Annotated in this window: 10 protein-coding genes and 2 pseudogenes; 4 read left to right on the top strand and 8 right to left on the bottom strand. The window is 68.3% G+C overall.

Features of this window, described 5'->3' with window-relative positions; translation table 11 throughout:
• Nucleotides 1-146 precede the first annotated feature (146 nt).
• The 4 genes from ABD385_RS17255 to ABD385_RS17240 all read right to left on the bottom strand — a co-directional run bounded on the left by ABD385_RS17255 (nt 147) and on the right by ABD385_RS17240 (nt 6,019).
• Complete coding sequence (locus ABD385_RS17255; protein ID WP_344576626.1) at nt 147-458, bottom strand: hypothetical protein; 312 nt, start codon at nt 456-458, stop codon at nt 147-149.
• Between the two features lie 856 nt (nt 459-1,314).
• A complete protein-coding gene (locus ABD385_RS17250; RefSeq protein WP_344576623.1) occupies nt 1,315-2,631 on the bottom strand; it encodes an MFS transporter in 1,317 nt (438 codons plus the stop codon).
• Nucleotides 2,628-4,649: a PEP/pyruvate-binding domain-containing protein gene (locus ABD385_RS17245; protein WP_344576620.1), complete on the bottom strand. Its 2,022-nt coding sequence runs from the start codon at nt 4,647-4,649 to the stop codon at nt 2,628-2,630. Before ABD385_RS17245 ends, ABD385_RS17250 begins: the two co-directional genes overlap by 4 nt.
• The gene (locus ABD385_RS17240) at nt 4,646-6,019 is read right to left on the bottom strand and encodes an ATP-grasp domain-containing protein (protein ID WP_344576618.1); all 1,374 of its coding nucleotides are present in this window, start codon (nt 6,017-6,019) and stop codon (nt 4,646-4,648) included. The genes ABD385_RS17245 and ABD385_RS17240 overlap by 4 nt, the downstream gene beginning before the upstream one ends.
• Before the next feature lie 360 nt (nt 6,020-6,379).
• Between ABD385_RS17240 and ABD385_RS17235 the strand changes: the two genes are divergently transcribed.
• Nucleotides 6,380-7,645 (top strand): helix-turn-helix transcriptional regulator, encoded by a 1,266-nt coding sequence (locus ABD385_RS17235; protein ID WP_344576617.1) that lies wholly within the window; start codon nt 6,380-6,382, stop codon nt 7,643-7,645.
• Between the two features lie 379 nt (nt 7,646-8,024).
• Here the strand turns inward: ABD385_RS17235 and ABD385_RS17225 are convergent.
• The 3 genes and pseudogenes from ABD385_RS17225 to ABD385_RS17215 all read right to left on the bottom strand — a co-directional run.
• Nucleotides 8,025-8,530, bottom strand: a pseudogene (locus tag ABD385_RS17225) (ISNCY family transposase); the annotation flags it as partial.
• A gap of 109 nt (nt 8,531-8,639) precedes the next feature.
• Nucleotides 8,640-8,843, bottom strand: coding sequence for a cold-shock protein (locus tag ABD385_RS17220; protein WP_344576615.1), 204 nt, complete (start codon nt 8,841-8,843; stop codon nt 8,640-8,642).
• A gap of 377 nt (nt 8,844-9,220) precedes the next feature.
• Nucleotides 9,221-9,484, bottom strand: a pseudogene (locus ABD385_RS17215) (Tn3 family transposase); the annotation flags it as partial.
• Between the two features lie 155 nt (nt 9,485-9,639).
• On the opposite strand from ABD385_RS17215, the gene ABD385_RS17210 reads away from it, so the two are divergent.
• The 3 genes from ABD385_RS17210 to ABD385_RS17200 all read left to right on the top strand — a co-directional run bounded on the left by ABD385_RS17210 (nt 9,640) and on the right by ABD385_RS17200 (nt 16,365).
• Nucleotides 9,640-11,442 carry an FG-GAP-like repeat-containing protein gene (locus tag ABD385_RS17210; RefSeq protein WP_344576610.1) on the top strand — a complete coding sequence of 601 codons (1,803 nt, stop codon included), beginning with the start codon at nt 9,640-9,642 and terminating at the stop codon, nt 11,440-11,442.
• 874 nt (nt 11,443-12,316) lie between these two features.
• Entirely contained in the window at nt 12,317-14,242 is a 1,926-nt protein-coding gene (locus ABD385_RS17205; protein ID WP_344576607.1) for an ABC transporter ATP-binding protein, read from the top strand.
• Entirely contained in the window at nt 14,239-16,365 is a 2,127-nt protein-coding gene (locus ABD385_RS17200; protein ID WP_344576605.1) for an NUDIX domain-containing protein, read from the top strand. Before ABD385_RS17205 ends, ABD385_RS17200 begins: the two co-directional genes overlap by 4 nt.
• A gap of 520 nt (nt 16,366-16,885) precedes the next feature.
• Here the strand turns inward: ABD385_RS17200 and ABD385_RS17195 are convergent.
• Nucleotides 16,886-17,452 carry an allene oxide cyclase barrel-like domain-containing protein gene (locus ABD385_RS17195; protein WP_344576603.1) on the bottom strand — a complete coding sequence of 189 codons (567 nt, stop codon included), beginning with the start codon at nt 17,450-17,452 and terminating at the stop codon, nt 16,886-16,888.
• Nucleotides 17,453-17,602: the final 150 nt, after the last annotated feature.

Raw genomic sequence — 17,602 nt, 5'->3', positions numbered from 1 at the left:
AACGGCTCGATCAGCAACCACAGTTCATCCGACACGATCCACGGCCGTGCCTGTCTCTTCCCCACGACCAGACCAACGAGCGGACAAGCCAACAGTCACATGATCAACCACTTCTGTTAGGACCTCTTAGCGAGCGGTTCCTACGCCTACCGCGGCTCGGTCAGATAGGTACCGGCAAGCGTGCCGTCGAATCCCTCCGCCCGGGCTGCGCTCTCCAGGCTGGGGTGGTCCTGGACGATCCCTTCGCCGATCATCGACAGGTAGTCGGCGCGGGTCAGTTCGCGTTCGACCCACTGGTGCGAGCAGCGGCAGCGAAGGCTGATCTCGTTTCCGTCGCAGATGACCATCCAGTCTCGGCGCGCGCCGCACTGTGGGCACATGACCGTGATCCCGGTGATGATGATCTCCTCCGGGTGGGTCGTTGCGCGGAGATCGTAGTTGCCGTCGTTCGGTTGCATCTCGCGTCGGAGCCGTAGCAGGGGGTCCCCGCTGTGGATGCCTCCGGGTGGATGTGTCTGCGGCATCGGAGGGGTTCGGTGTTCATCGGTCTGTTTCCTTGCTGGGTGCTACGACCAGCCGTAACAGGGTGTTTCTGACAGTGTCCAGAGGTTTCTCGCCGCCTTGGTCAGTGCCTGGCACTGGGCCGACCGGGTCGCTGAGGCGGCTGCTGTGCCGCGTTGTGCTGTGATGCCGTGGGTTGCGATGTCGGGCGGTGATGTTGCGGTGATCGCGGCCGTGCGGTCGACTTCCGTGGCGTGGTTGGCGCAGCCGGAAGATCCGCCAGGCGACGTAGGCGCCAGACGAGTACGTCGGTGACGTTCTCGGCGGTGTGCAGTTCGCGCCAGGCAAGGGCCTTCTGGAGCAGGGCATCGGGGTCGTGACCGGCTATTTCCGCCTGGTGGAGGGTGGCGAGGAGAGCGTCTCGATCTCGGTCTCGGTGGGAGGGCGAGTGGGCACCCCAGCCTGGTAGTTGCGTTTCGAGGGTGGTGGCGTACTTGGCACGTAGCGGGTCCGGAAGGCTCTGTCCGTGTGCGCGGAGGTTCGCCAGCGACGTGGCGGAGGCGGTTCGGTAAGCAGCATGTAGGTGTTGGGCGGCTTGGTGTGCTGCGGCGGCCTGTTGGGCGTGGCCGCGGGCGGAGTGCCAGCGTGCGGCAGCGGCGGTATCACCGTCTCCGGTCGACGCGGTCACAGCTCGTTCCGCGGCGGGGACTGCCGTACGGCGGGCACGGGCCGGCCGCGCCCGGAGCGTGGTCTGGTCGTCGAGGGTGTGGGCATCCAGCGGGTCGGCGGCGAGTCGTCGACGGGGCCAAGGGCTCACTGCACCGACACGACGGGTGCTCCGTCGACACCTGCAACGGCTCCCTCCCCCGCCTCGTCCAGACCCTCGTCGGCCCGCAGTTCCCGACGTCGAAGCGCCAGGTGCCAGACGGCCATAAGCGCACCGGTCAGCAGCGCGCTGTGCCACAGCAGGGCGTCCAGGCGGCCTGCCTCGAGGTAGGCGCCCGCGGCCACGGCTGCCAGTGCGCACACGGCGCGGTCGACGATGCTCTCGACGGAGAGGAGGGTGGCGCGTGGTGCGTCAGGGGGGATGGCGTCGTTGACCAGCTTGCGCTGGAGCGGGTAGGTGAAGCCACAGACGGCGGCGAACAGGCAGAGCAGAAGGATGACGGTCCACGGGCCGCCGAGGGCGAGGCCTGCCAGTGTCCCGGCCATCGCGAGGCTGAGCAGTGTCACCCATGACGCCGGCCGCAGCCGTGCGGTGAGCCACTGCGGGCGGGCCGAGGCCACCGCCTCCGCGACGGTCATCGCGGCCAGTACGGCGCCGTGCGCCCCTTCGCCGATGCCGTGGTCCAGCAGCACCGGCTGGAAGAGGTTGACCTGGCAGATGCGGGAGAGGGTGAAGACCGCCACGCCCTGCACCATGGCAAGGGCGAGCCACGGGGTGGCTCTCAGAGTGCGCAGCGCCGTTGTGGCATCGCGCAGGGCCGTGGGGTGGCGGCGCGCTCCGGCCATGGGCGGAGAGGGGGCCCGGCCCGGCAGGACCACGGCGCACACGACGGAGCCGGCGGCGCTGATGGCGCTCAGTGCGTACGGCGCGCCGTGCGCGAGGTGCATGAGCGGGCCGACCAGCGGCCAGCACAGCACCTTCGCGCCCAGGCCCCACGCCCTCGCCTGTCCCTCGGCTTTCAGGTAGTGCTCGCCCGCGCCGTGGGCGCGCAGGCTGTCGTAGAGGTAGGCACTGGCGGCGCCGGAGGTCAGGGAGCGACCGGCGGCGATCGCCAGGAAGTGCGCCAGGAAGCCGGTGTAGGTGGCAGCGAGGAGGGGGGCCAGGTTTGCCGCGGTCATCACCACGGCGCCGGCGCGCAGACAGTTGCGGGCCCCGAGGCGGTCGGCCACCAGTCCGGTCGGGATCTCGAACAGGCAGAAGGCGATGTAGTAGATGCTCTGGATTCCGAAGATCTGTCCGTCGGAGAGGCCCGCCTGGCGCTGGTAGGCGTAGAAGACCGGCATCCACCACAGGAGGTTGAACAGCAGCTGGAAGGTGTTGTTCAGGCGGATGATCCGGCGGGCCCCGGGGGCCAAAGGCTGGGGCGTACCGGCGTTGCCCGGATGGGCGCTGCGGCGGTTCATCGCGCGTAGGGGCGGATCTGGACCAGGTGGAACGTTCCCTGATCGGTCATCAGCCACTCGATGTCGAGCGGATGGTCCACGTCCGGTGCACTGAAGTGTGACTGGAGCAGCCGGCCGGCCAGGGCCAGGTGTGCCAGTCGCTCCCGCGTGGCGGCCGGCAGGTCGGTGCCGGACGCACCGAGCGCGACGGTACGGCCACCGCCCTCGACCGTGTTGTAGAGGTACTGGAGAGGCAGCGCCGTGCCGTCGACGACGGCCTCCGGTGATCCCGGCGAGCAGTTGAGGAAGACGTTGCGGAAGTCCGAGCGCCTGGTCGGATTGCAGGTCACCAGTACACCGCCGAGGGCGGCCGGCACGTACGGCTGGACGATCACGCCCATGTAGGTGTCGTCGAGGGAGATGCCCGCCTCGTGGCGGAGCCGGACGCTGCGCGGCGACAGCAGGGAGGCCCACACCTCGCGTACGGCGTCGAGGAGGTGGTCCGCGCCGTGCACGGAGGTGACCGAGGTGTAGAGGCCCGCCGCGGAGAAGCCGGGCAGGTCCTCGGCGTTGGCGGACGAGCGGACCACGAGTCGGCGTCCGGCAGCCGGCCCGGTGGGTAATGCCCGGAGGATTTCGCGGGCCACCTCGTCGGGCAGGGTGGTGGTGCGGACGAGCTGTTGCAGCCGCCGGCAGAGCGGGTCCAGCGCCTCGGGGGCGTCGCCGTCGAGGGCCGCCCTGAGGCCGATGACGCCCTCGCGCAGTGCCGGGGAGGAGAGCACGAAGCGGTGTTGCAGGCCGAACGGCAGGGCGACGCCGTCCGGTGCGCCGACGGTTTCGGCCACGAAGTCGGCCGCCGCTGATCGGAGTTCGCCGGGGGCCGCCGGGTGTGTGGTGCCGAGGCGGGCGGCCAGGTGCCGGTAGAGGTCGGGGCGGGGCGGTCGCGGCTGTCCGTGGAAGGCGGTGAGGTCGGCGGCGCGGGTGTGCAGGACGTGGTGGAGCTCCCCGAGGTGGGCCGCCTTGGTGCCGTAGCGGTTCTGATCCGCGAGGCGCAGTCGGTGCAGCGACCGTGCCGAGATGTCGTCCAGCAGCGGTGTCCGCAGCCGGATCCGATGACGGTGCCGGGCAGGTGCTGTGGTCGGCACCGTCGCCGGGACGATCGGGACGAGGCTGATGTCGTCCTCGGTGACCCGGTAGCGGACCCAGCCGCCGGCCAGGCTCCCGGCCTGGATGAGCCGGTCCAGGTCACGGACTATGGCGTTGGGGATGCCCCAGCCGGCGGCGAGGACGTTGGTGTGCGAGAGCGGGGTGGTCGCCGCGGTGTTGATGAAGCCCGCGACGCGCGGCACATCGTCCGGGAGGCACGGCATGGCCAGGATGTCGGATCCGCGGAGGGCGCCGGCCGCGGCCACGTACTCCTCGGTGGTGCGGAAGTGGCGGAGCCGGCCGGTGGCTTCGCCGGGGTTGAGAGGGGTGCGGGTGCGATGGCCGAAGAGTTCGTGGCTGAGGATCCGCGGCACCCGGACGTCGCTGATGGGCGCGAGAGCGTGCTCCTGACCGTGGTTCGCCGGTTTCAGCAGGAGCGGCAGCCGGCCGTCGAGCCGGTGGCGGACGAACGTGTAGAACTCCTCCAGCAACGGGCCGTCCATGGTGTCGGCCTCGGTCGTCTCCAGGACGAGGAAGGGCCAGCGGCGGCCCTGGGTGTCCTGGTCGGTGTGCAAGGAGAGCACTCCCAGCAGGAAGCGGCGGTCGGGGGCCGTGTAGACCGAGGCGTTGAAGGCGTCGAGACAGGAGTCCAGTTCGGCCAGTTCCATGCCGAGGACGCGGGTGGCGATGTAGTCGACGTGGAAGGGGTGGACGGCGGTGTCCAGCAGGTGCCAGGTGTCCTCTGCGCGGTCCACCACGACCTTGAGGTACGGGTGACCTGCGAGGGAGCCGGACAGGCTCCGGAACAGCGGCAGTGCGAGGCGTGCACCGACGGCGGTGCGATCGGTCACGGAGCGTGTAGCGGCGGCCGGCGGGACGATGGCGGTGTTCATGAGCGGGCCTCCGTGGCGCCGGCGAGGGGCAGGATCTTCGGCAGGGCGTGCACGAGGGCCTGGAAGTCGTGGAGCACGGTCGCCGGGTCGGCGGCGGACAGCAGGCAGAGTGCTGCCATCGTGTTGGCGCCTGCGGCCGCGTCGTACACCGGCACCGGAGCACCGTCGGGGAGCGAGTTCTCGGCCACCACGGACAGCCGGCTGCCGGCGCTGAGCAGCGCCGCGTCCCGTACCGTCGGGAAATCCCAGAAGCGACGGTCCGGCCAGGCGTCACCGGCGGCGTCGACGGCGAGCACGACGAGCGAGCCGGCGGCACCGCGCGCCTCCTGGGAGGTGAGGACCTGGGCGGGCCACGCAACCGGCCGTCCCAGCAGCTGGTCGACGAGCATGCCGATGAGGTCCAGCCCGAAGACTTCCTCGGTCTGGGGCACGGTCATCGCGCCACCGAAACGTGCGGCGGTCTCGATCACCCACATCCGGCCGTCCGCACCGAGCTTGATCTCCGTGTGGGTACCGCAGTTCTCCAGGCCCAGTGCGTCGACGGCGTCGCGAGCGAGGGCCACGATGCGCCGCTGGGTGTCGTCCGGCAGCGGTACGGGGGTGATGCCGGCGCGCTCGGTGAACGGTGCCACGGTCGGCATCCGGCCGCTGAGACACACCGGGCGGAACTCCCCGTCGGCGACGACGCCCTCGACGCTGACGTAGTCGCCCCAGCCGCTCTGCTCGAACCAGCCGTCGGCGGTGCCCTGGACGATCTCCTCGACGAGGAAGTCCCCGCCGGCTCCGGCTACATGGAGTTCGGCGTAACCCAGCTCGGCCGATTCGGCCATGACGGCATTGGCCCGGTGCCAGGCCGCCGGCATCTCGTCGGCGGAACGGATGATCTGGTGCGCGGTGGAACCCGCGCTCCAGGCAGACTTCAGAAGAACGGGGAGGTGAAGCGCGGCGGCCGCGTCGCGCAACTCCTGCTCGTCGGCCACCGGGCGGAACTGCGGCTGGGAGATGCCCCGCTGCATCCAGGTGCGGCGCATCAGCCGCTTGTCGCGGGCGAGCGGGCTGCGGCCGCCGGCCCCTGCGAGGCCGAGCTTGGCACTGGCCTCGGCGACCGCGACGACCGCGTACTCGGAGAAGGTGACGATGGCGTCCGCGCCGACGGCCTCGGCCCGGGTGACGATCAATGACACCAGATCGTCACGTTCGGTCCCGGCGGGGCTCAGTACCGAGGCGCACAGTCGCTCGGCGACGGGGGCGGCGGTGGGCGGAAGCGTGCTGAGCGCCAGCAGGTGCACTGCCGACCGCGCGGCGACCCGTGACAGGGCATACCCCAAGGGCGGGCCACCCTTGGCATACACAAACAGCACCGTGCTCACTGGAATCCGACTCCTCTACAGGCGGTTTGGGGCCGTACCTACCGGTGGACCGGGGCAGCCGACGGCGCCGGATCCGCTCTCCGTGCGCCTCACCTCAAGCGAAGCAGCCGGTCGCCGCCCGATGCGCCGCAGCGGGCCTCACGCACTCAGGCAAACGCCAGAGTTGTGGAGTTCACCGTCAGCTGGTGAAGGTCCCGTGATGCTGTATGGCGGTGGGGAGGTGCGTTCCGACGGCCGGACACATACGTCCAGATCGGCCGAGAAGCGGGTATGCAGCCGGGGAGCTCCGGATACGCATTGCGGTGGCGCGGCGTACGCCGTCGTTGAACCCGTTGAACTCTTCACCGAAGAGAGGGCGTTGTGGACGAGACCGGACTGAAGTCGCTGCTCGAACACCTTCCGGTGTCCTGGTGGGAGGCCGACGGTGAACTGCGGGTGATCGACAGCGGAGGCGGCGCCTTCGGCGACCGGGAGACTGCGCAGCGCTTCCTGGACACCGTGTGCCGGAAGCTGTCCGGCCCGCACGCCTCCGGACTCAACCAACGGCGGGCACAGTTCGACGGCCGGCTCTTCGATGTGAACTGGTGTGGCGACGCGCCGCGGCAGGGCCGCTTCCGCGGGGTCGCCGTGGAGATCGGCGCCGGCTCGGCCACCAACCGTCGATACGACGCCTTCGCCGACCTCGCCCCCGCCGCGGCCTTCATCCGGGACGCCGGCGGCCGCCACCTGTGGGCGAACCACGCCTACGCCCACCTGTACGGCACCACCCCGGAGCACATCATCGGCAAACACATCGAGGAGGTGGACTCCCCCGTCGACGCGGCGCGGGTCCTCGCCCTCGACAAGGACGTGCTCGCTCGCGGGAGGCCGGTGCGGCACACGGTCACCTATCACCGCCCGGATGGCAGCAGAGGGCAAGCCGCAGGCCATCGCTTCCCCGTACAGGAGGGCACCGAGACCTGTGTGGCCGGAATCTACATCGACATCAGTGACTACACCCGCGCACTCCACCAGCGCCGGGAGGCCGAGGAGAGTCTGTGCGCACTGCGCGATCACAGTGGGCTGCCGTGTGCGCTGGTCTCCGCGGGCGGCCGGATCCAGCAGGCGAGCGCGGCGGCCGCCGAACTGTTGCAGATCCGGCTGTCCGACCTGGTCGGCCACCGGGCCGACAGCGTGCTGGCGCCTGCCTCGGAATTAGCTGGTCTGCGGCGCGGCTGGCGTGATCTGATAGCCCGCCGCAACCGACGGCTCCAGATCTCCGCCGTACTCGTTGACGCCCACGGCCGGCAACGCAGGGCCCAGTTGCACCTGACGACGGTGGGTTGGAGCGCAGCCCGCGCCACCAGCGTCTGGGCGGTCGTCACCCACCAGGGCATCGCCCACGAGCCCCACCCCACCCTGTCGGCCAGTCAGGAACGTATCCTGTCGCTACTGGCGGTCGGCCGCAGCAACGCGGACATCTCCACCTCGCTGCACCTCTCCCGTCAGACCGTTGACTACCACCTCAGCCGTCTCCGGGACCTCCTGGACGCTCCCAACAGGTGCGCGCTGGTCGCTCGCGCCTACTCGCTCGGCATTCTCGTCCCGCAGTCCTGGCCGCCTCGTTCGGCGACCCGGCAGCAGTAGCAACAAGTCAGGGAGAGCGACGGCCACCATCCTGAACTTGCCTCACTACGCTGACCGGCCCTAATGTCCCATTCCCTGATCCCTGATACCGCTTTCTCAGAACCTCGCAGGGGCCAGGTTGGCCGTCCCATACGGGGACGTGGTCCACACCCAGGCGATCGGCCGGGGCACGACCATGGCGGTCGACAGCTCCTAGAACTCGTTCGGAGCCATCTCTGCAGGATCGAAATCAACGCGCACGGTGATCAATATCTCTCCGCACGGCCGCGGATTCCACGGACGATCCGCAGCAACGCCCAACCGCGGAGTTCGATCGAAAGTGCCCGACATCGGAGCCACCAAGCACCAGGAACCGACCCCGCGCCAGCAACCACCAGCGCCGCCGCCCGGAAGATGTGCGAGCCGTCCCCAGCCTGCGCCCCGCAGATCGGCTGCGATCCCGGAGGGACGTGCGCCTGGCCACGCCCGCAGCCGTGATCCGCCGCACCAGTCGACCCGGCTTGCGCACTCCGTGCTCCAGCAGATCGACATCCGCAGGCTGGTCGATATCGGCTTCGACCACCGTGGTGTCGATGCGCGGTTTGCCGCATCGCAGCAGCTTTTCCTCCGCCAGCTTGCCGAGCAACGCGGCGTTGAGATGCTCCACGGTCTGTACTCCGCTGCGGCGCACCAGCTTGATCAAGGTGGTCGGGTGCGGGCCCGCGGACGTCAGCGGGATCCGGTCGACGGCCGCCCCAGCCGCTCGGCGAATGCTCCGCGCCACAGCGCGATGAACCGCTCGTCGTCCCCGTAGGCATCGATCCTGGCCAACTCCGCGGGCGGCCGCCGCGCCTGCTCCGGCAGCACCTCCCACCAGGGATCCTGCACACCTGCGACACGCAACAGCGCCCCACCCCCGGTCACCACGCCCCGCCTCCACTGTGAGGAAGCAGCCAGAGCGCGGCTACGGCAAGACGCCCCGAACTACGTGAGTTCGGGGCGCCTAGGCATTCGGTCAGGCCGGGGTGACGTTCTCCGCCTGCGGGCCCTTCGGGCCCTGGGTGACGTCGAAGGTCACCGCCTGGTTCTCCTCCAGGGACCGGAAGCCCCCGGCGTTGATGGCGGAGTAGTGGACGAAGACGTCGGGGCCCCCGCCGTCCTGAGCGATGAAGCCAAAGCCCTTTTCAGCGTTGAACCACTTCACGGTGCCGGTTGCCATGTTGTCCCCTAGTCCAGGGTCGGGGGGCACTGGCTTGTCAGTGCCCCAGGGTGAGGTGATCGCCCTGGTCCTCAGGCACTGCTGCACAGCACGACGCCCGCGGCGCGAACCGCGGGCGTTGAGACTTCGGAACCACGACTACTAGTGCAAAAGCTAGCCGATCCGAAGTCACCTGGCTACCGGGCGCAACGGAACTGGAGAGCATGGAGTGACACATCGGACAGGCTCTGGGTGCCCGTACCTCCCCTTTACTTCCCGCCCCCCATTGCCACCGCCGCCCTCCCTACGCCGTCGAGTGCGGCGAGCCGGAGCACGACAAGACCGCATCGAACACCACGCACCAGGCCGATCCCTGACCGTAGGGACCCCCGCCGGGGCTAATGGAAACAGCTCAGTCCGCCGGGCAGCTCGGGCAGCTCGGGCAGCTCGGGCAGCTCGGGCAGCTCGGGCAGCTCGGGCAGCAGGCAGGAATACCGGCCGAGCATGTTCATGTGATGCCGAACGAACGGGAGAGCCGGGCGACGTCCTCGTCTACCGCGTCGAAACCGTTCGCCCGTAGCTGGTTCACCGCGGTGTCCATGTAGCGGGCTGGCAGACAGGACGATGGCGTTGAGGACCAGGCCGAGGGCGCCGAGCTGGTCACCGGCTGACCCCTCAGAGGGTGCCAGCGTCGATAATGCGCCCCTGATCTTGGTTCTCGAGTGGGCTTTGGGCCACTCCCTTGCTGTCCATGAGGGAAGAGACAAGAGGCGGGACTACGGTGAACGTTCCACCTTTAGGAGAGGGGATCGGCACCGTGGGGGACAGCCGACTGGGACTCGTGATGATCCACGGGTTCATGTCCGGGCCGAAGGTCTGGGAGCCGTTACGTGAGCTGATCACCGCGGACCGGAGTCTCGGGTTCGTCGAACCGCTGAGTTTCGAGTACGCGACAGGGCTGCTGCCGGTCAATCCGCTGCGGGTCCTCCCGTCGATGGAAACGGTCGCCGACAGCCTCAAGGAGTACCTGGCCACGGAAGCCGGCGCGTTCGACCAGTTGCTCCTGATTACCCACAGCCAGGGTGGGCTTGTCGCCCAGCGCTATCTGGCCCGCATGCTCCATGACGGCAAGGGCGGCGAACTCGCCCGGATCCAGCGGCTGGTCATGCTCGCCTGCCCGAGCAACGGCTCCGAACTGCTGCTCTCCTTACGACGGCGCGCGTTGGGGGTACGTAATCCGCAGGAGAAGGATCTCCGCCCGCTGAACGACCGGGTCAGCGAGACCCTGCGCACGGTCCTGCGTGATGTCGTGCACGCCACCGCGGTCACCGACCGGACGTGTCCCATCCCGGTGTCGGTCTACGCGGGTGAGAGCGACGGCGTGGTGTCCCGCGCCTCGGCGCAGTCCGTCTTCCCCGACAGTTCCGCCCTGCCGGGCGACCACTCCAGCATCCTCAAGGCCGATTCGCCCCAGCACCGAACGTTCACCGCCCTGCGCCGTCTGATCCTCGCCACCCGCAGCGAACCCTACGTACCCGGGCCGGAACCGGAGGCGGGGCCCGAACCGGCGGGCCTCTTCACGCGTGCCCCGGCCGCGGAAGAGCCCTCGGGAAAGCCGCGGCGCCGGGTGGCCCTGATCACCTCGGCCGCCGCTCTGGCGGTTGTTGCCTCGGTCCTGTACTTCGCCCCGATGCCGTGGAAATCGACCGAAAACTCACCTGCCGCGGACCCGGAACCACCTATCGCAGGCACGGGTTCGAGTACTCCGAACCCGATACAGGAGGAGGGCGGCGCTACCCCGCCCGACAAGTTTCCGGCCACGAACAAGTTCTGGTTGGTCGACCTCAACCAGGACAAGAAAGCCGAATACATCACGGTCGACAAGAGCCAGAAATGGAAGTTCTGGTGGAACGGCGGCGTCAAGGACGAGCGCTTGTACTACGGCGAGAAGGGGGATAACTCGTACTCCCCTGCACCCCGTGCGGACGGCGCCGCCTTGCGCTTCGGCGACATCGACGGTGACGGCTGGCCCGACTGCATGGTGGTGGATCAGACCGGCAGGGTGGCCGTCCACACCTGGATCAAAGAGGCTCCGCCGGGCGCCCGCATGTGCCAGCGCAGCGACGGCAACGCCGACGTTCCCCTGACCGCCACCGCCCATCGCGTACCGGGCCTCAAGGAGATCCAGTTCGCCGACCTCGACGGAGACGGACGCGTCGACTATCTGTGGGTCGAGCCGAGCAGCAAGGTGACTGTCTGGTTCAACCGGGGCTTCACGTATGAGGAAGGACACAAGCGGCTGAAGTGGTCCCGTCCCCTAAGGACCGGCGGAGACACCTTCAACCGTGAGATGCGATTTGCCGACCTCGACGGAAATGGGCGGGCCGACCAGATCCTCATCACCGCCAAGGGCGGCGCCAATGCTTGGCTCAATCGAAGCGGCGCGGAATCGGGCATCAAGTCCGACGACATCTGTCGGATCATGCCGGACACCAACACCCCTCCGGAAGAGATTCAGTTCGCCGACGTCGACGGAGACGGAAAGGCGGAATTCCTACACGTCGACAAGAGCGGCGCGGTCCACGTGCGGACCCCCGACCTGCGGGGACAATGCCCGTAGCACTTCGTTGCGTTCTGGTGCGGGTGCGGGTGAGCGTTCTTCCACAGATGGTCCAGGTTCCGGTCCGACACCGCAGCAGGTCCTGCCGGGTATGGAAGACACGATGGCGGGTCAGGCCGCGATATCCCCACCGCAGCACACGGGTACGTGCTGTTCCTCTTGGGGAGTGGGGGTCAGGCGGTGAGTGGGGAGTGGGGGTGCTTCCAGCGGAGTGCCGCGTTTTCTCCGTCGAGCCAGTAGGACCGTTGGTCGTTGGTGCCCTGTTGGCCGCCGATCCAGTAGGCGTGTGCCTGTGGGGTGACGGCGAGGCGGACAGAGGTGATGTCGTGAGCAGCAACACCAAAATCGCGGGACCTGTCATCGACACCCGCGTCCTCCTCCAGGCCGGCGAGGGGATCCTCTTCTAGCGCTGGCGCCTCGGCTCCGGCGTTTCGGCCACCGGATCGCCCCGGCAAAACCCGCGCTTCACAAGGGTCTACGCCCCTTGGACGCACCGTCGATCGCTCTTCCTTACGGATCCCGCTCCGTCTGAATCACGTGTGTTCGATATCTCCAATGTGTCGTTGACCATCACAACACCGAACTCCCAAAGCTCCTGCGAATAAACCTGGTTGGCACTCGACGGCGCCGGTCTCGACCGCTTGGAGGACCACGTGATGCTCCTACCTGCCCCCGCGTTTGCATCCTTCGGACATCGACAGCCGCGGCTCGCGGCAAGCGCATCCTGCTCCTCCTCGTGCAAGGGGCAGGCTTCGTGGGCCGCGCTCCCAGAGTCGAGGTGTTCAGCATGAGTCCGACGAACGATGCAGCCGGCGCCTCCGATGCGGAGGTGCCGTCGCCGCGGTCCGGCCCGTTGTCGTTACCCCCGTCGTCCATGTCCGCTTCCCCGCAAGACGGTGACATGGTGGAGGAGATGGAGGAGGCGTACTGGTCCCTCTTCGACGGCGCAGCGGCCCAGGCGACCGTGCGACAGATGCTTGCTCGTCTGCCGAAGATCGCGAGGCAGATCGGCCAACTGGCCTGGCGTGCCGACCGGAACGCAACCCGGGCCCTGATCATCTGCGAACTCGCGTCGGCCGCGATGACCGCCTTCGGCCTGATGGCCTCGGTCTCGGTCCTGCAAGCACTTTTCGCTCAAGGACCGACCCCTGATCGGGTGTGGGCAGCACTGCCGCAACTACTGGCCGTGGTCGGGTGCCTCGCCGCACGAGGGCTGTTGGAAGGCGGTGTTTCTGCGGCCCAGGCTCAGGTGACACCCAAGATCCGTACGGCGCTGGAGACCGAATTCCTCTCGTTGACGGCACACGTGCGGTTGGAGGTCGTCGACAACCCGGACTGGCACGACGAGGCATACAGGGCCAACGACCGAGGGCTGTTCTACGCCCGCCAGATCATCGGCCAGGTCGTCGACCTGGCCTCCGCCATGCTCGCGCTGATGGGCACCGCAGGCGTGCTGAGCGTGCTCCACCCGGCGTTGCTTCCCCTGCTGCTGCTGTCCGTCGTGCCCGTCGGCGCGGCTGCGGTACACAGTGCGCGGGCCCGATTTCACTCCTACAAGCGGTACAACGCCCTTCAGCGGCGGGTGCGGGTGTTCTCCTGGCTGTTGTTGGAGCCGGACGCCGCGGCCGAGTTGCGCTCGGACACCGCCCAGCGTGCTCTTCTGGAGGAACACCACCGCCTGGTGTCCAAGATCGCGGAGGAGGACACCCAGCTCGGGATGCGTTCCGCGGCACTTGCCTTGGCCGGGCGGACGGCCGGGGGCCTGGCGCTCGGCGTCACCTACACCGCTCTGGGGGCCATGCTGATCGCCGGATGGCTTCCACTGGCGGCCGGCGCAGGTGCGGTCCTGGCCATCCAGACCAGCCAGTCCTCCCTCAAGCGCTTGATCAACGTGTCCCACCTCGTCTACGAGCACGCGATGTGGGTCGATGACCTCCTCGCGTTTCAGCAGCGCTGTCGCAAACTCACGCCTCGTCAGAACGACTTGGCAGCTCCGCCGACGGTGAAGACGATCACGTTGCGTGACGTCACGTACGCCTACCCTGGTAGGGACACCCCGGCTCTGGACCGCGTCTCCTTGACGCTCACCAGCGGGGAGGCCGTCGCCTTCGTCGGGCTCAACGGGTCGGGCAAGTCCACCTGTGCCCGGGTCCTGGCGGGCCTGTACGACGCCCAGGACGGCACCGTGTGCTGGGACGGTGTGAACGTGCAGGAGATGGACGCACAGTCCGTGCACGCCCAGGTCGCCTGTGTCCTCCAGGACCCGGTCCGTTTCCCCTTCAGCGCCCTGTCCAACCTCACCATCTCCACCGGCACCCTCACCGAGGCCGACCCACAACGCGCTCTCGACGCGGCTCGGGCTTCGTGCGCCGAGCAGGTCATCGCTGGGCTGCCGCACCAATGGGACACGCTGCTGTCGAAGCGGTTCCGCGGTGGCCGACAGCTGTCAGCTGGCCAGTGGGCGAAGATCGCGGTGGGCCGTGGCCTGTACAAGAAGGCTCCCGTACTGCTGTTGGACGAACCGACCGCGAGTATGGATCCACCGTCCGAGCACGGCATCTACGAGGCGGTACTGCGCAGCGACCTGCGCCAGGACCGGATCACCGTGTTGATCTCCCACCGGCTGGCTTCGGTCGTGGACTGCGACCGCATCTACGTCTTCGACGAAGGCCGGATCGTGGAGGCCGGGACGCACCAGGAACTCATGGACCTCGGTGGTGCCTATGCCTCGATGTTCACCCTGCAGGCATCCGGCTACCGGACCACAGCCGGGCCCGACGACGAGGCGGTGTGCGCATGAGCGAGTCCACTGAACCCACCGATTTCGACTCCCCGCGGCCCGCTGGTCCGGTCAACGCTTCGGCGCTGATCGTCAATTCGGCCGGTGAGTACCTGCTGCATCTGCGCGACCACATCCCTGGTGTCTGGGAGCCGGGGGCATGGGCTCTGCTCGGTGGTGGCCGCGAGCCCGGTGACGCCTCTTTGGAGGACACAGTCCGGCGTGAACTGCACGAGGAGGCCGGCCTCGATCTCCCGGACCTCACTTCGTTCGCAGTCGACACCGTGCCGGGAACGGATGGTTCTCCCGTTCCCATTCAGGTCTTCACGGGTCAGTGGAACGGCAATCCCGACGCCCTCCCGCTGGCCGAGGGGGTGATGTTGCGTTGGTTCCGCCCCGAGACGATGCCGCGGCTGCGGCTCGCTCGCTCAACCCTCGAACTGATCCGCCGTCACGCTCGACTCAGCGGGCCTCGGGACCACGACCGCCTCTCCCGGCCCCTCTCAAAGCAACGCGGTGTTCCGGGAGCGGGCGCCTCGGGACGCTCCGTCTTCACGGTGATCGGCGTGCACCTGTACCTGGAGAACCCCGACGGGCTGGTCCTCCTCGGTCTACGCCACTCGGATTCCGCCTTTGCCGGGGAGTCGTGGCACTTCCTGGCGGGTCACTGCGAGTGGGGCGAGAGTATGCTCGCGTGCCTTGTTCGCGAAGCCGAGGAGGAAGCGGGCCTCATCATCCAGCCTGAGGACGCCGAACTCGTCCATGTCGTGCACCTCGTCGACGAGCCGGGCGGCCAGCCTCGTATGGGGCTTGTCTTCCGTGTCCGGCGTTGGCAAGGCCAGCCGGAGCTACGGGAGCCGGACAAGTGCCTGGCCTGGCGTTGGTGGGACCCGGACGAGCTCCCGACTCCGATCGTGCCGTACACCCAGGCGGCGATCCAAGGCATCCGCAACGGCCGTCCGCACACCGAACTGGGGTGGCGAACCGGATTGCCGTCCGGAAGCGGAGCCGACGCGCCAGCGCTACCTCGCGCCCAGCACAACGCCACTCCCGCGGACCTTCCCGGACCAGACATGTCCGATACCGCGTACATGCGTTCCCGGCATGCTGTCTGGATGAGCGCCGCAGCGATCTTCACTGACGCGCTGCAGCGTGTACTGCTGGTCAAACCGACCTACCGCCGTCAGTGGCTCCTGCCCGGCGGAGCAGCCGAACCGCACGAGAGCCCCCGACAAGCCTGCCGGCGCGAGATCACTGAGGAAATCGGCCTGGAACGCGTCCCGGGTAGGCTCCTCGCCGTTCACTGGTTACCTCCGAACCACCCCGACATCGACGCCGGCATTCAGCTACCCGGCGAGATCCGCTACCTCTTCGACGGCGGCACCCTCGCCGACGACGAGATCACTGACCTGCGCATGCCCCAGAACGAGCTGACCGGCTTCGAGTTCGTCGACTCGACGCAGCTGGACCAGCACATGATTCCCCTCGATGCGCGGATCGCGCTCGCTGCGCTGCGGGCGCGACTGTCCGGGACGACCGCGCACCTTGAGGGTGGCCAACACGTGGACGAGGTACCGCCGTTGGACCGGCACGATGTGCGCCTGCGGTTTCGGGCTGGCCTTCGGTTTCCCTTGCTCACCGAGCCGTTGCCCGCTGACCTGGCCGTGCGCCAGTCCTGGGGGTGGCTGTTCGTGCCGGACGGCCGTGTGGTCCTGGTCGTCGACCCGGGCAATCGGCTGCCGGCACTGCCAGGCGGGACGGTCGAGACCACCGATGCCTCCCCCGAGGAGACACTGCGGCGCGAAGCCGTTGAGGAAGCTCAGATCACGATCGGTGAGCCCGTGCGGCTGGGCTGGGTACACGACACAACCGGTGGCGTTGACGGTGGTCCCGGCTCGTGCGCGCGGCTGCGGTTGGCTGCCCCGGTGACGGAGATCGGTGCGGTCGCGACGGACCCGGCCACCGGGCGGACCTTCGCGCGGTTGCTGGCCACCCCCGAGCAAGCAGCTGCGCTCCTCGGCTGGGACGAACAGGTTCTTCAGCAGGCGGAGTTGGCGGCGCGCGTCGCCCACACCCGGTGGGGCATTCCTCGCGCCACGCCGTCTGCGATCACGGAACTGCCCAAAGAGGGATTCGGCATGTGATGCGGTTGCGGGCAGGCGGGTCTGCTGAATTCGGCAGGCCCGCCTGCTGGTGGCATCGTCATCGGGCGCGGTCAGCTCATCGTCCCGATGGCGGTCCTGCAGTGCTTGTGTTGGACGTCGACAGCGCGCTTTCTGCTGCGGGGCGCATGGCGCGGATGAGGGCCGCTCAACAGCCGGTTTGGAGTTGAACCTTCCGGGCGGCTTGGTGCAGGAACATGGGCAGGCCGCCCAGGACGGTGCTCCCTGCCCGGTGCGCTGCCTTCGCGAGAAGAAGGGATCCAACCGTTCGATGAAGCGAGCGGCGCGGGAGTGACCGACCTCGTACCCTGACGCTCCGCAAGAGACAGTTCGCTACCCCACCCACCTGGGCTGCTGGGTGCGCGCAGGGCCTGGGGCGACCGCGTATCTACGCGCCCCCCAGGCCGTTGCGCCATGCTCAGCGCAGCCGTGGGTGATGGCGGTCTCGCCGTCGGCTGGTGTTCGGCGCCGATGAAACCGCGGGCCGGCTGCGTCTGACGGGTCAGTGCAGGATGTCGGCCCGCAGCCTCTCGTTCGGCGTCGCGATATCCCAGTAGCGGGCGGTGCCGCGCGCATTTTTGTAAATTCCTGTACCGCCTGTGATGGCCATGGTCAACGAAGTCGTTCCACTCGCCCAGAGCGACTGCATCGCCAGCGAACCATGCTCGAGGTCAATCGTGATTAAGCATTGCGACGTGAGTTCTCCGTCCTTGACGTACAGGATCTGACACGCACCTCCCCCACGTCCGACTCTGCGGCCGTCCTTCATCATGGCGCCGGAGTAGACCTCCATGTCACCCAGGCTCGGTCCTGTCGGCCCGAGATCAGTGGTCGCATGCTGCTCGTTTTGCACCTTGAGTTCGAGGACCTCGGCCTGGTTCCCTTCCGGGGTCTCGGCGTCCGCTCTGACGATGGTGCAGACACCGATCACGGCAGTGACCAGCGGTAGGGCAAGGAGCTTGGTAAGCGCCGCTCGCGGGCGACTTTTGCCCTGCCTTTTCCCGTGCACGCCGCCCCGCCTCGGAATACTGGTGACCATGCTGATTTCCTCCTCGCTACGCTCCTGCACGAACAGTTCGACGCTATAAGCGAGGAGTTGTCTTGTCTAAGATCAATATCGCTATGGCGATATGACCCAGGAGGCATGGTGGAGTTGAATTTGCTCAGGCAGTTCCTGCCGAGTTCGTTTCCGCCACCGAGGCCGGCGTCGGGGTCGCCC

The organism is Streptomyces lunalinharesii (genome assembly GCF_039532155.1).
Taxonomy (GTDB): Bacteria; Actinomycetota; Actinomycetes; order Streptomycetales; family Streptomycetaceae; genus Streptomyces; species Streptomyces lunalinharesii.
Note: the sequence above shows the minus strand (reverse complement) of the source record. Positions and strands in the feature narration are given on the sequence as shown.